This window comes from Proteus penneri (assembly GCF_022369495.1).
Taxonomy (GTDB): Bacteria; Pseudomonadota; Gammaproteobacteria; order Enterobacterales; family Enterobacteriaceae; genus Proteus; species Proteus penneri.
Map to the genome: position 1 here is coordinate 3308752 of NZ_CP059690.1, position 15743 is coordinate 3324494.

Annotated in this window: 10 protein-coding genes; 5 read left to right on the forward strand and 5 right to left on the reverse strand. The window is 40.9% G+C overall.

Annotated features, from left to right (window positions below):
* Positions 1–22: 22 nt before the first annotated feature.
* From H1225_RS14885 to H1225_RS14905, 5 genes are all read right to left on the reverse strand, one after another.
* Entirely contained in the window at positions 23–838 is an 816-nt protein-coding gene (locus tag H1225_RS14885; protein WP_109399137.1) for an ABC transporter ATP-binding protein, read from the reverse strand.
* Positions 816–1685: a nickel/cobalt ABC transporter permease gene (opp1C, locus tag H1225_RS14890; protein ID WP_109848015.1), complete on the reverse strand. Its 870-nt coding sequence runs from the start codon at positions 1683–1685 to the stop codon at positions 816–818. Before opp1C ends, H1225_RS14885 begins: the two co-directional genes overlap by 23 nt.
* Complete coding sequence (gene opp1B / locus H1225_RS14895) at positions 1685–2614, reverse strand: nickel/cobalt ABC transporter permease (RefSeq protein WP_109848016.1); 930 nt, start codon at positions 2612–2614, stop codon at positions 1685–1687. The genes opp1C and opp1B overlap by 1 nt, the downstream gene beginning before the upstream one ends.
* A 71-nt stretch (positions 2615–2685) precedes the next feature.
* Positions 2686–4260, reverse strand: coding sequence for a nickel ABC transporter substrate-binding protein (gene nikA / locus H1225_RS14900; RefSeq protein WP_109848017.1), 1575 nt, complete (start codon positions 4258–4260; stop codon positions 2686–2688).
* Positions 4261–4271: 11 nt separating this feature from the next.
* The gene (locus H1225_RS14905; RefSeq protein ID WP_072064934.1) at positions 4272–5057 is read right to left on the reverse strand and encodes a class I SAM-dependent methyltransferase; all 786 of its coding nucleotides are present in this window, start codon (positions 5055–5057) and stop codon (positions 4272–4274) included.
* Between the two features lie 411 nt (positions 5058–5468).
* Here H1225_RS14905 and H1225_RS14910 point away from each other — a divergent pair, with 411 nt between their 5' ends.
* The 5 genes from H1225_RS14910 to H1225_RS14930 all read left to right on the forward strand — a co-directional run bounded on the left by H1225_RS14910 (position 5469) and on the right by H1225_RS14930 (position 15743).
* Positions 5469–6986 carry a vWA domain-containing protein gene (locus tag H1225_RS14910; protein ID WP_239739212.1) on the forward strand — a complete coding sequence of 506 codons (1518 nt, stop codon included), beginning with the start codon at positions 5469–5471 and terminating at the stop codon, positions 6984–6986.
* A 577-nt stretch (positions 6987–7563) separates the two neighbouring features.
* On the forward strand, positions 7564–9039 hold the full coding sequence (locus tag H1225_RS14915; protein WP_161670855.1) for an SrfA family protein: 1476 nt from the start codon (positions 7564–7566) through the stop codon (positions 9037–9039).
* A 3-nt stretch (positions 9040–9042) separates the two neighbouring features.
* Positions 9043–12027, forward strand: a complete 2985-nt coding sequence (locus tag H1225_RS14920) for a virulence factor SrfB (RefSeq protein WP_072064938.1) — start codon at positions 9043–9045, stop codon at positions 12025–12027.
* Positions 12028–12029: 2 nt separating this feature from the next.
* The gene (locus H1225_RS14925; protein WP_237585296.1) at positions 12030–14738 is read left to right on the forward strand and encodes a putative virulence factor; all 2709 of its coding nucleotides are present in this window, start codon (positions 12030–12032) and stop codon (positions 14736–14738) included.
* 3 nt (positions 14739–14741) lie between these two features.
* Positions 14742–15743, forward strand: coding sequence for a hypothetical protein (locus H1225_RS14930; protein WP_161706152.1), 1002 nt, complete (start codon positions 14742–14744; stop codon positions 15741–15743).

Consider the following 15743-nt stretch of genomic DNA (forward strand, 5'->3'; position numbering starts at 1 on the left):
CATCTCTTTTATTATGATGATATTAATCTGTTTTTTTATTAATCAATTGCTCAAAACGTAATGAAAGCTGTCGGCGTGCATTAATTAAATAACGCGTATATTCCTGTGTTGGAGATGTTAAAACGGTTGCTTTATCACCACATTCAACCATTTTTCCCTCTTGCATCACGACAATATCATCAGCAATTTCATTAACGAGTCCTAAGTCATGGGAAATAAAAATCAGCGTTGAATGATGAGTGGTGACGACATGCTGGAGTAGCTTTAAAATCTCTCGACGAAGGGGTGCATCAAGCGCCGTTGTCGGTTCATCAGCAATTAATAGTTTAGGTGACAACGCGAGCGCAATTGCAATCATCACACGTTGTAGTTGTCCGCCACTTAATTGATGAGGGAATGCCTGCATAATAGATTGAAATTGATGAGGAAAAACATGAGATAATGCCAACTGAGTTTCTTCCAGCGCTTGCTTTTTAGTATAGGAAAAATGGTAGATTAAAGTTTGGCTGATTTGCTTACCTATTTTCATCAAAGGATCAAACGCACTCATGCCATTTTGAACAATCAAACCTAAAGATGTTCCCAATAAAGCTCGACGTTGAGAAAATGCCTCATCACTGATTTTCTTTCCTTCAAAGAGGATCTCCCCTGATACTACTAATTGTTCAGGCAGTAATCCCATAATGGCTTTACTCATCAAGCTTTTGCCACTTCCACTTTCTCCGATAATTGCGAATGTACGCCCTTGCTTTATCGAGAAAGAGACATCATCAATCAGCTTTTTTCCGCTTTCTTGATGAGTAATAGAAACATGCTCAAGCGTCAGTAAGTTGTTCATGCTTTTCTCCTACTGACTGGCGATTATCAGGATCAAACACATCACGTAAAAAATCACCCCAAAAATTAAAGGCAGTGACAACAAGAGTGATAGCAATCCCCGCAGGCAACATCTGTTCTGGATGTAATACCATGACATTTTTTGCTTCACTGAGCATATTTCCCCATTCTGGGATCGGTGGTTGTACGCCTAACCCTAAAAAAGAGAGCGCCGAGATCATTAAAATAACACTGCCAATATCGGTTGATGCTAAGACGATAGTTTCAGCAAACGTCACAGGTAATAAGTGGCGTCGTAAAATATGGTGAGAAGGCGCACCAATCACGCGGGCGTAAGCAATATAGTTACGATGTGAATATTGGCGAACAACCCCCCTGATCATTCTGGCATACCATGCCCATTTCACTAAAACAACGGCAATTAAGATATTACCAATGCCCGGCCCCATTATTCCCACTAACGCTAAGATCATAATTTCTGCAGGAAATGACAAAACTACATCACATAATCGCATAATCAAGGTATCTGTCTTTCCATGGAAAAATCCGGCTAACATCCCCATTAACCAACCAATGATTAATGTCACACTCATGGCAAATAAGGCATAAAATACTGTCGTTCTTACACCAAACAATAACCTTGAAAAGATACAGCGCCCTAAATTATCCGTACCTAACGGATAATCAACACTCATGGGCTTAAATTTCAAACGTATTGAAGTTAATGTGGGATCATGCGGTGCTAACCAAGGGGCGAATATTCCTGCAATAACCACAATCATAATCACCAATAAACACAGTTGTGCACTTTTATCTTTTGCGAGCCGTTGCCAAAAAATCCGCCACATTATTCTCTCCTTAACCGTGGATCTGCCATCATTTGAATGACGTCCATCAGAAAATTAAAAAACAGAAAGAGCAGTGACATCAATAAAATATAAGCTTGTATCATCGGATAATCACGACCAAATATGGCGCTGATACATAGTCGCCCAATTCCCGGCCATGCAAAAATATTTTCAATGACCACTGTACCTGCAATAAGCTTCGGAATACTCATACCCAGTGCCGTTAAACTGGAATACAGCGAATTTCGTAAAATATGGCGACGTAAAATCAGGTTATCCGGTAATCCTCGTGCTTTGGCATAAAAGACGTAAGGCTGATGCCATTGGTTTAACATCGCACCTCTTAACAAGCGTAAATAAGTACCGATATACCCTAAAGAAAGCGCCAGAGCAGGCAAAATAACAGATTGTGGTGATAACATTCCACTGACAGGGAGCCAATCTAAATAAACGGCGACTCCCCAGATTAATAGCAATCCTAACCAATAATTAGGTATAGCCGTTAAAACAAACACAATGAAACGAATACATTTATCTATAAAACTTTGAGGTTTAGCCACACACCACAATGCTAAAGGCAGTGCCAAAATAATCGTAAAGAATAGCGCCGTCGAGGCTAGCCAAAGTGTTGGAGGTAATGCCCTTAACATCTCTTGAATAACAGGGGTTCTGGTAAGAAAAGACGTACCAAAATCGAGCTGGAACCCCGCCATTAACCATAAAAAATAACGCGTAAAAAAAGGCTTATCTAAACCTAGCTCATGACGCATGCCTTCAATGGCTTCGGGTGTGGGTACGATTTCATTGACACGTAGCGCAACCTCCGCAGGATCAGACGGGGCTAATTCCAACAGAATAAAAGCAATAAATGAAATCATCAGTGCCAGTGGGAAGATCGCCAGCACTCTCCAGAATATATAACGTAGCATAAGATTTAATCAGTGTGGCATGTTGATATTACGTGCCACACTTATTTGGGTTAATCTCATTGATGTATTAATTAAGGCTTAAAACGCATCTTTTCAAACGGTATTTCATATTGAGACGGATTAAAGCCAACATTTTCTAATTCACTGCGATGGATAGCCTTAGTACGTGAATAGGTTAATGGGATATAGACCGCTTGCTCTGCTAATGAAGTAAATAAGGTTTTATAGAGTTCCTGACGTCGTGTTTCATCAGGTGTAATTAATAGCTCACCAATCATGGCATCTAATTCGGCTTTATTAGCCAACCCTTTTTGCCCTTGATAATCCGCATGAGCCGGTATTCTAAATGATGAAACAAAAGAAGCCGGATCGTAAGGTGTTCCCCATGAGAGTGAATATTGTAAATCGAAATCACCATTTTTTTGTCTATCTAAATAGGCTTGTTTCTCTTCACCTAAAATCGTTAAACCGACACCAATCTTTTTAAAATCATCTTGAATAAGTTCAGCTATCTCTTTCTCAACCGCATTGTTCACATTATAAGAGAGCAACAGCTGTAATTTCTGACCTTGTTTCTCACGGATAGCCTGACCTTTTGGTAATACCCAGCCTTCGGCTTCTAATAGCTCAATCGCTTTTGTCGGTCGATAAACATAAGTTGGAGAAGTAAAATCACAGTAAGGCACGCTACGCGCCATTAAAGTATCAGCGACTTTTTCACTGCCCGCTAAAATACCTTGTGCTATCCCCTCTTTATCGACGGCATATTGTAATGCTTGACGAACTTTTTGGCTGGATGTTATTGCACGACTACTATTGAGCACAATCGCGCGAGACGCGATCGGTGCACTCATTTCAGTATTGAATTTATCTGATGCCATAAGAGCTTCAAATGAATCCATATCTAACATGTCGCCATCTGCACCAAAAATAAGCTGAATATCCCCTTTTTGTAGAGAAAGTAACATGGTTTGTCTATCGGGGATCACTCGCCACATTACCCCATTTAATACAGGTTTTTCTCCCCAATAATTTGGGTTAACTTTAAACTCTGCATATTGGTCTTTTTTATGTTCAGTTAATACCCAAGGCCCCGTACCAATATAGTTCGCAACACCTGTTTTTGTTTTGCCATTAATAAATGAATTTGGCGAAATAAAGCGGAATGGGCGAGTTAAACCTAATTCAGTTAATGTTGGGTAGTAAGGATGTTTTAAATTTAATTTAACGGTAAATTCATCGACAATTTCAACGTTATCAATCTGACGCACTAATTCTAACCATGCATGTCGTTCATAGTTGTCTAGCACAGCTTCAATGTTTAATTTTACCGCGTTGGCATTAAACGGTTCGCCATCACTGAAGGTCACATCATGACGTAAATAAAAGGTATAACTTTTGCCGTCTGGGGAAATATCCCAACGTTCCGCTAAATAAGGTGCAACACCTTTTTCGGTATTTAATACAAGGGATTCAAATACCATATTTTGAGCCGCCATCTCACCTGAGTAGAGATGCGGGTTAATATCACGAATATCTTTTGTGCTAGCATAATCCAACATATTATTACTTTTATCTGCTAACGCAGGAAAAGCACATGTAAATGTTAATAATAGTGTTGAGAACACTGAAAATAAGGGCTTCACGTTATTCTCCTTTAATCATTTATTCTTTGTTTTTGAGCGTGGATCATAAACATCGGTGTTGAACCATAATTAATTTTTTCTTCTTCGTTCCATACAAAATCACCAATGCGAGTATCTATCATATATCGACTAAAACCGACTTCTAACAAAGTATTAATATCCCATTGAGGACGCTTTATTTGACTCAATGGAAGTTGGCGGGCAATTCGTTCCATCTCTTTGGTATCTGTATTGACGTAATGATCTTCAACTTGCTTTTCAATTGAACGCTCTCTATCTGCTACAAAACCTTGCCAATAATTCTCATCAAAGAGATGTAAATACCAATTAGCATCAAAATTAATTAAACTGCCTCCCGGTTTTAATACACGAAACCACTCCGAATACGCTTTTTGCGGCGCTTTTAAATTCCAAGTGACATTACGGCTGACAACAAGATCAAACTGCTCATTGGCAAAAGGCAGTTGATGTACATCGCCTCGAATAAATTGAATATTTACCTGATGTGTTTGTGCATTTTGTTTAGCTTCCTGCAACATGCCCTCAGTTGCATCAATTGCCGTGACATCATGACCCGATAACGCTAATAAAATGGCAAAAAAACCAGGGCCTGTCCCAATATCAAGCACCTTTAAGGTTTCGCCTTCTTTGATATGCCCCAATAACAGATGACGCCATTTCTGTTGTTTCTCGCTCAGCAATTCCTGTTGATTAGACTCACTATAACTTTCAGCTCTGATATTCCAGTAGCGAGTTACATCATTAAGTAATTGGTTATTATTTATTTTATTTGTCATCAGAAACCTGCTGTTATATCCACATAAAAAGAGGAATAAATTCCCCTAAAAGCGAATGATTTGGCTATTTTTTAGTGTGGGTAACATACCTTGTAACCCCAAGATGCTCTATGTGCTATATCAATATTCACCAGTACTTAATCAGGAAGATCAGCCAATTTGCGATCTTCCTCTTTAACATAAATACGCATCCTAATAGGGGTGAAGATAAATAAGCAAATGGATTATTTCTCCTGTTAAAATAGAGAAATAAATTGAGCGAATTTAGAAATAAAAATAAAATTTGTCTTGTATTAAAAAAGTGGGCGCTTTAATTTCACCTTTTTTATAAAACCGTTATAGTCAATAATATTGTTATCTTAAATTTCTTTCTTTAAACGAATAAAGCCGTCACATAAGGCTCTCTAAAATATGAATCGAATCTCACGATTAACGGCTGATATTACCCGCGCCGATTTTGCCTTCACGCATCAACAGCAATTACTTCAATTGCTGACCCAACATTTTCCGACTAAGTATCATTCTCTATTTGCTACTCCAGAGAAAAAATCGGATGACGTGATTGAATGGTATTCTCCTGTTTCTGGCAACCCTGTCGCTTTAACCTCGTTACAAGACCAAGAACAACAAGAAATAAGACGCATTTTAGATGAACGCCTTAACGATATTAAAACGCAAACAGCGTTATTGGCTTCACAAAATAGAATTACGGATGAAGAGCGCCACCTTTTAGATACCGCATCAACGCTGCCTGATAGCGAAAGTGTCTATGTAATTAATGGGCAACCTGTTATTACATGGTGGCCTCGCACAACCCCATTACCACCACCTATTGCTCAAGTTACTGCGGGTGCAAGTGCCGCGGCGGCGGGTGCTGCACTCGCTGATGTGCCAGCCAAAACACGCAATCGCTGGTTACGTTGGCTATTACTCTTCTTATTCTTGCTGTTTTTAATTTTATTGGCTTCTTGGCTAAAAGGGTGTTTTGATCCCAAGACCGTTCCTCCTGTTGTGGAAGAAAAACCGGCTGTTGTTATACCGCCAAAACCAGAGCCTGCCCCTGAGCCAGAGCCGACCCCTGAACCCACTCCTGAACCTGTACCGGAGCCTATTCCTGAACCAGAGCCAGAACCAGCCCCAACACCTGCACCTGTGCCCAAGCCTATGCCAGTGAAAAAACTCACACCACTAGAAGCTTGTGTACAAGATGAATTGAAAAAAACCGGTGTGACAGAGAAAACGGCAAATGCAACTTGTGAAAATCGCTTGGCAAATAAAATTAAGCAAATGTGTCCAGCCGAACGTCCACCAGAATTAGCACCACAGGTCATTCTTATTTTTGATGCTTCTGGCTCGATGGCACTGAGCATGAATTTAACAGAAAGTGATTTAGATTATATTGCTTCAACTGGACAACTTTTCCCAGGTTATGATGCCGAACCCCGACGGATCACGACAGCAAGAAACGCCGCAATAAAAATCATTAATAACATTCCGTCAGATATGAAAATCACTACCGTTGTGGCATCTGACTGTGGTGTTGTGAAATCAAGCCCTGCTTATGGGGGTAATGAGCGGTCAAAATTGCTTAACTACATTAAGCGTATTGAGCCAGATAGTGGCACACCATTAGCCGAGTCGATTAAACGTGCGAGTAATCTAATTAAAGGCAATAATCGTGACACCATTATTGTGTTGTTATCTGACGGTTTAGAGTCTTGCGATCAAGATCCATGTTCAGCAGCCAGAACATTAAAACGTGCTCATCCTCGCGCAGTTATTAATGTTGTCGATATCTTAGGAACGGGTGCAGGTAACTGTGTGGCGAATGCAACGGGCGGTAAAGTCTTCACTGCACGTAATGCGAATGAAGTCAGTTTAATGACTCGCAAAGCGATTGAAGATTATATTCCGAAGAACTGTAAATAATGATTAATTACTATTTCTAATATTTAATTCACCCTCTTTGGTTTCACATTGAGGGTGAACTTTTTCACGTATCGCGTGTATTTTATTATTATATTGAAGTTAGCAATCTCTATATCTTATCGATTGCAGACCATTCTTTAATTATGTTTTTTTCTTTTCTTGCTCTCTCATTATTCAGAATAAACCTATTTTGTGATTATTATCACAGTGACTAGATGATTATTAATAGTTTATTCTTTTATATTTTTTCTTTTTTTCTTCTATTTCCTTATTTTTTAATGTAAAACCCAACATTCCAGTGATTTAATCTATATATTTCAAAAAATATAGCGCAACCTATATTGCCACGATTTAATTATCATAATCGCTATCTCAATATTCCCGCTTTCACGCAAGAAAAATAAAAAAGTGTTTAATAATAATCAGTTAATTAACCCTAAATAATCCGCTAGATAGACACCTAATTTCTGATAATATAAAATGTATATCAATTTTATATCTTTATTTTTAGCCTTAAAGCCTATTTACGGATAAGCCAACTTACCCATAGATAATCTTGCCTAGCGGAATGATCGTCGTGAATAAAGCATTCTTACGAAGTGGTAAATTAGAAAGTTACCTCCCGATGGGAGAAAATGGACAGGCTGTTTATATCTCTGCACTGCAGCTACGTGAAACTCTGCGTTTGAAAGGAAAGGCACATATTTCTCAATGCCTTGCCATTCCTCAGCCGAATGAAACTGGCGAGCGCATTGACTGGTATTCACCGATTGATGGCTCGGTTATTCCTTGGTCTGCAGCTTCCGAAGAAGAGCGTACAGCTGCTTATGCTGTGCTGAAAAAAAATCAAGATGATTTAATCGCTTTTAGTGAACAAGAGAGGCAAAAGGCTGGAAATAAAGAAAGTCAGCTTTTTGGCGCACTCCTCAGTAAAACCATCCAATTTCCTGACGAAAACCATATTTTTATTGTTGATGGCCAACCGATTATTACCTTTTGGGGATTTGTCAGCGCCAATCAACAACTAAGAATTGATCCTGTTGCTTGCTTAAAACCCGTTGTTGCGACAATCGCACCAACATCAACAACGATCCCACCAGCGCAAGAAAAAGTCATTATCACTGAGACTAAGCGCCCTTGGTGGCGTTTCTTATGGTGGCTGTTACCTTTATTATTACTTCTACTCGCTATTTTCTTCTTAAGAGGCTGTTTCTCAGCGCCAACGTTACCTACGGTCGATATTAAAACACCCAATATTGAAGCGCCTCAACTACCCGATCCTACGCTTGAAAAGCCAAACGTTCCCACTGTGGTGACTAATGGTCATACCGTTGGTATACCAACAGGTACCGTTCACACAGGTACATTAGGCACCGTAGATGCAAATGGAAATGTGATTAATAGCACTGATGGGAACAGTGCAGTAGTTGATCCTAATACGGGGTTACCTGTGGTTGATCCTCAAATAGATAATAACCAAGGTGCTTTACCTGAAGGAGCCGCGCCCAACGATGCGCAACAATCGAATGTGCCTCCTGTTGATCCCACAACACAAAATGAGCAACCGAAAACAGATACTCCTCAAAATGCAGGGAATGAGAACAATACCGCCAACCCTCCGGTTGATCCTAATGCACCACCCGATGTCACACCACCAGCCACGGCTGATAACACAACACCACTGACTATTCCTGCAAATGCGTTAGCTAATGGCTCAACCCAATTCCTTAATGGCCAATGGAAAGCAGGTGCCGGTATTCAAGATCAAAAAACAGGTAAACCACTGAGCTTGAACTATCAATTAGATAATGGTAAAGGGCAAGTCGTCATGACACGCAGTGATGGCGTGACCTGCAAAGCCCCTGTTAACGCAGCCGTCAATCACGGTGGGCTGAATATAAATAACCAAGGTCAGGCTCTGTGTAGTGATGGCTCAAACTATTTGATGCCAAATATTATTTGCCAACCTGGAAGCCAAAATATTGCTGATTGCCAAGGGAAATATGAGAACAGTCAGCCATTCCCATTATCAATGAAGCGGGAGAATAATTAATTCATGTTAGCGCCACTGACCGATTATAAAGATAAAATCACCCTTATCCGTGACAGCAATATTCAGTTTCTGGATTTTGGTTTTACGCTACCACAGCGCAAAGAATATGGTGAGTTTGTTAAAAAAGGCGAAAACGGCCCGTTAATGCGACTCATCTATAATGAGCGAGACGATAACTATCTTTATCCAGCGCCGAAAAATCAACCACAAACACCGAGAGAAGCAGAATTTAGCTTCTCTCTTGAAGAGTCATTAAATTTACTCAATGACACTTGGTTGCCAGTGCCGTTTTTTCGCTTTAATCCGCCACGCTCATTCTCTCAAGGCCCTGATAACTGGGTGAGAATGATGTTTCACCAACTGCCAGAGCCAGATGAAGATGGGCATACACATCGCATTGTAGTGGCTTTTGATACTCGCATTGAACCCAATCGCACTAATACGGCTTATCTCGCACCAAACGAAGAAGATGTTCGTTCTGGTGTTGCTTTTGCTCTCGCCTATCTAGGTTATGAGGTGGAAAATTTCCTTGAAACACCTTGGATTGATGGTTGGTTAAAGGAAGTCTTTAGTGAAAGAGCGCTGACTGTAACCAAAATGTACCATGATGAACTGGATGAGGCGCTGAAAGAGTTTCAACATCAGGCACATTATCTCAATTTGCTCAATATATTAGGTGAGAAACTCCACTTACCTGAGATCAAAATTAATGAATCCAAACCGCAAGAGCCTGCCATTGAAGTTGACCTTATCCTTGATGTGGGTAACTCACGTACATGTGGGATCTTAATTGAAGATCATATCAATGATAATAAAGGGTTAACTCAACTTTATGAAATGACATTGCGTGATTTAAGCCACCCCTATCAAATCTACAACGAGCCATTTGAAAGCCGTGTTGAATTTGCGCAAGCGGAATTCGGTAAACAAGATTTTTCAGTTAATAGCGGTCGAAATAATGCCTTTATGTGGCCAACTATTGGTCGCGTTGGCCCTGAAGCTAACCGCATGGCAGCACAACGCTTAGGAACCGAAGGCTCAACAGGTATTTCAAGCCCTAAACGTTATTTATGGGATGACTCACCCTATTCTCCAGGTTGGCGCTTTAGTCGCTCTTTTGGCCAAACAGACAGAGAGCCACTGGCAACCGCTGTACCTATGACATACCTTCTAAACGATCATGGTGAACCGTTATTCCGTTTAGAGCCTGATGAGCGTATGCCTGTCTTTACGCCAAACTACACACGTAGTTCATTAATGACCATGATGTTAACCGAGGTGTTAGCACAGGCATTAACGCAAATGAACAGCCCAGCTCAACGCCTTAAAATGAGTCACGCAAGTGCGCCTCGTCAATTGCGTAATATCATTTTAACGATCCCACCTGCGATGCCAAAACCAGAGCGCGCGATTTTTGAAACGTGCATGGAAAATGCATTAGGCCTCATTTGGAAAGCGATGAATTGGGACCCAACTGATGAAAAACTGCGTTTTGATGGTAAAGATGAACAATGTCGTATACCAATGCCAAACATCCATGTGAAATGGGATGAGGCCACTTGTGGTCAATTAGTTTACCTCTACAACGAAACACAAATTAAATTTGGCGAGCGTACTGAAGCCTTTTTTGCCAGCCAAGTGCGGGAAGATAACCGCGCATTAACCGGTGATAGCACGTTAAAGATTGCCTCAATTGATATTGGTGGCGGAACAACCGATCTCGTTATCACGCGCTATAAACTGGATACGGGTACCGGTAGCAACGTCAAAATTATTCCAACACAACTATTCCGCGAAGGATTCAAAATCGCGGGTGATGATATTTTATTAGATATCATCCAGATCTGTGTTTTGCCTGCATTACGCACAGCATTAACAGATGCGGGTATTTCTGATGCCGATGCTCTGATGTCTTCTCTTTTTGGTAGTGAAGGTTTAGATGCGGGTCAGCAAGTATTGCGTCAACAGCTTACCTTACAAATCTTCAATCCAATTGGATTACGTATTTTAAGCCAATACGAAAACTTCGATCCATTAGTGCCTCATGAAGGTATTAACAGCACCTTTGGCGAATTGCTAGATGTCCAACCAACAGAGCATGTGCGACGTTATATTGACGATGCCGCCAATAAAGAGTTAGGTGGCGGAGATAGCTTCTCTATCTTGAATGTGCCAGTACAAATTAACTTTACACAACTACACGCTGAATTTATTTCAGGTGAACGTATTAACATCACCCGTAGTTTAAAAGCATTGTGTGAGGTACTTTATTACTACTCCTGTGATGTTTTACTACTCACAGGTCGCCCTTCTCGCTTACCGGGTATTCAAGCACTGTTAAAAGTATTACAGCCTGTACCACCTTCTCGTATATTGCCATTACATGGTTACAAAACGGGGGGTTGGTATCCGTTCAATAAAAAAGGCCGCATTGACGATCCAAAATCAACCGCTGCGGTTGGTGCGATGTTGTGTTTAATGGCTGAGAATGCACGTTTACTCAACTTTTACTTCTCGACAGGTAATTTTAAAACTTACTCAACAGTCCGTTATTTAGGGATGTTAGATAATAACAACACGATTTCCGATAATGACGTTTATTACCGAGATATTCAGGATAAATTTGAACCTGATCCTGATACCTATTTTGAAGTCAGAGGCGGAATACGTTTAGGTTTTCGTCAATTAGATAACGCCCGTTGGCCTGCCTCGCCACTTTATACCTTACGCATTAAAAATCCGAAGTTGGCACAACAGTTAAGCCAAGAAGACAGCGTATTGCATATTAAGCTAGGCGAAGAGCGCGGAGCCTCTAGCCATAATAATGACAATAAATCTGAAAAATTACGGATTGAAGAAATGGAGCTTATTAATGGCAAAGGTGGCGTTAATAAAAACGGTTTAAGCTTCAAACTCAATACGTTAGCAGATAGTGGTATTGGTGAAACATCCTATTGGCTGGATAGCGGGAGTGTATTAGGTAAATGAATATGATGGATGAAAAACAGTTAACAGCCAAATGGGATGCCATTTATCAAGGTGCAGGCAAAGCCATTGATTGGGTAAGTGCTGTAAGAGGTAATGCACCTCGTTTAAATACCGAAGCCGATAGCCTTATCTATCGCCTGCGCCGTAGCCGTAATATGGCAAAAAATCTCAGCTTAGCGACCCAACGCCCAATGTCAGTGGGCTTTTTTGGTCTGTCTCAGGCAGGAAAATCGTATCTGATCTCAGCCCTTGCCGCAGGACAAGAAGGTCGTTTAAGAACCAGCATGTCAGGTAAAACACTTGATTTTATCGACCATATCAACCCACCAGGTGGCGGCAAAGAAGCCACAGGCTTAGTGACTCGCTTTAGTCGCAACGCCACAAAAGGTACGCAAGCGTTTCCTGTCGAGCTACATCTTTTTAGCGAAATTGAGATCGTTAAAATTCTCGCTAATGCTTACCTGTATGACTTTAATCAGGAAAAAATTGATTTTGAATTAGATGAGGAAAAAATCTCTCGTTTAATCAAGTCATTAAGTACACAACGCAGTGCGACACCTGTTGCTGGTATTACTCATGATGATGTTGTTTCATTATGGGATTACCTGCAACGCCACGCGGAAAAAAGTCAGAAGAAATTAGCGACAACCTATTGGCCTAAAGCGATTGAATTAGCGCCTTATCTCAGCATAGCCCAACGTGCTAAGTTATTTTCAGTGTTATGGGGCGACATTGCAGAACTGACATCTGCTTATCAGCGTTTTAGTACCACACTTGCCTCTTTAGGTAATGCACCTTTAGTTTTGGCTCCGCTTTCTTCTTTAGTCAAAGAACAAGACGGTGTGTTAGTACAAAACGACAGTATTATGAACGTAGATATGTTAGAGCGTCTCAATACTGCTAATGATAGCCAGATCAGCATTTGTCCTGTTCATGGTGATCGTATTGATACCCCTGTAACCCTTTCGTTAGCAGAGTTAACTGCACTCACGGTTGAATTAGTCGTCCCGTTATTAGATGCACCAAGTAAAACGCTGTTTGAACAGGTTGAGCTACTGGATTTTCCGGGTTATCGCGGGCGTTTAGGGGTTGAAACCATGGCGGATGTGCGCCGTCAGGTTAATGATGATAGCGCAAATCCACTCGCTCAGCTTATTCTTCGGGGTAAAGTCGCCTATCTGTTTGAGCGCTATACCGATAACCAAGAGATGAATGTGCTGGTGGTATGTACCGCATCAAACAAACAATCCGATGTAAAAGAAGTGGGAGCTGTCCTCACAGAATGGATCAATAACACGCAAGGTAAAGATGCACAAACTCGTGCTAAACGCCCTTCTGGCTTGATTTGGGCGATGACCATGTTTGATATGCGTATTACCAACTCTTTAACCATGAATGAAGCGTTATTACGCCAATCATGGGGTAAAGGGGGCATGATAAAAATGGCTATGTTAGAGCGCTTTGGTCAATACGAATGGATGTCATCGGATTGGATCAATGGTGAAGCGTTTAATAACACCTTCTTAGTGCGAAAACCGGGCGTACCCACTCCGTTTATTCAAATCAGTAATGGTAAAGAAACGGTTCTAAATGAAGACAGTGTTTCACAATTACATCTGATGAAAAAAACCTTTGCTGAAGACGAAACTGTCCAACGTTATATTCGTGAGCCTGACCAAGCATGGGATGCCATGTTGTCGCTTAACGATGGGGGTATGCAACGCCTTGCCGATTATCTTGAAACCGTTGCCTTAAAATCACTAAAACTTGAACGTATCAGTGAGCAACTGCAAGAAATTCAACGTGATTTAATCGGTCATCATCTTGAGAAATGGTATCAATCAGGTGGTGAAGAGGAATTACAAGTAAAACGTCGTAATGCCGCGACTATTTTGCGTTTTATGCAAAGTCGCCCTTATTTACAAGGTGCTTTACTAGATTACCTGTTGCCGTCTCGTAAATCTCTCTACGACCTGTATATGCAGGAAAAAGAGGTTGTCGATACCCTTTCAGACAACAAAAAAGCAACACAAGCCCCAGTTTCTGCCTTTGCTGCTATGGAACAACCGACTTTTGATCTCTTTAGCGATGCGCCAATCTCTTTGGTGCCAGAAGAAGATGAAGCCCCTAAAGGCCACGGCAATGAGGTTACCTACCCTAAAAAAGTGATGGCATTATGGATAAACCATCTGCGTAGTCTACCTGATAACAATACATTGTTAACCTATCTCGGTATCGACCAAGAAATTATGGTGCTGTTAGTTGATGAACTTATTACCGCGATTAATCGTCTTGGTGTTGAACAACGCATGTTGAAAACTCTGGCAGGAACTGAAGCCATTGCCCGCCGTGATGACTTAGCCGAACAGCAATCATCTCGTGTTTATAATGTATTGGGTGATTTTATTACTTGGTTTAATTTCAAAGATAACGGTGTTGAGAAGCCAGATAGCAAAATCAATGTAGGCCATAAAATCTTTGAAAGACCCGATAACACTAGCGTGCAATGGGGTGATGATGAGCGCTTAGTCCGCTTACCTACCAACCCAGTTAACTATACCCTTTTATTTGTGATTGATTGGCTTATCGCTTTATCGGCGGTTATTACTGAGAATGCAGGTCATTCAGCAGGAAGAGAAATCAGTGCTGAACAAAACGCACAGTTAGGCCAAATCATTCAAACCATGAAATCATCCGTCGTGGAGTCATAATTCGTGTTTAATCCAGAATTAAAACCCGTACAACCTGCTCGTCCTGGCTTTGCGGTATTAAGTATTCGTAATTGGGAAGGTGACGCTTCCCCTGTTTATTTAAGCATTCAGCGCAACCAAGATCGCTATTTCTTAAATGATAAAGGGGAGTGGGTAGGTAATGCCTTTTTCCACCAGCTGTCTCTTGAAGATGCTGATGACGGTTATCAAATCGTTCTTGATAAAACGTTAGTTGATCCCCTCGTTAGCAACTTACAAATGGCGTATCAATTTACGTTAAAAGACGATAATGAAACACAAGATATCGGTCGATTACGTATTCGTGATGGTGTATTAGCTTCTCAAGCACAAGGTCAAAGTGAAGCATTAAAATCAACGGCAACATTAGATACTCAAGCCGTTCCACCGGCTCCGATTGTCGAAACACCGCCAGAGCCGGAGCCTGAAGCAATCAAAGAGCCTGAGCCGATTATTCCTGAAATTAAAGTAGATGAACCGCCACAACGGCCGACACCACCTGCACCGAAAAAATCTAAAATTGGTTTAATTTTAGCAATTATCCTGATCTTAATTTTAGCGGGTATCTTAACGTGGTTCTTCTTACTAAGAGGCAATCCAGCAGGTGAACCAGCACCACAACCGATATCAGAGCCATCAACACCAAGTGTGTGTAGTGTTGAAAATATGAAATCAGGTACGGCGCTCGCTTTTGTACAAAGTTGCATACAGAGCCAACCAGATAGCAAAACTATCCTCGCAACGATCTCACTCGCAAAACAGAACAATCAATGTGATGTTGCTCAGCGTTTATATGCATATAAAGCGCAATCAGGTGATGTTGAAATCGCACTAAATTATGCTCGTGAATACGATCCAGAAACCGCATCAGCACAAGGTTGCTTTAGTGCAGACAAAGAGACCGCTATTTATTGGTACGAAGCAGTTTTAAATCATGATCCACAAAACAGTGACGCAAAAGCGCGTCTTGAAGCTTTGAAAAAATAG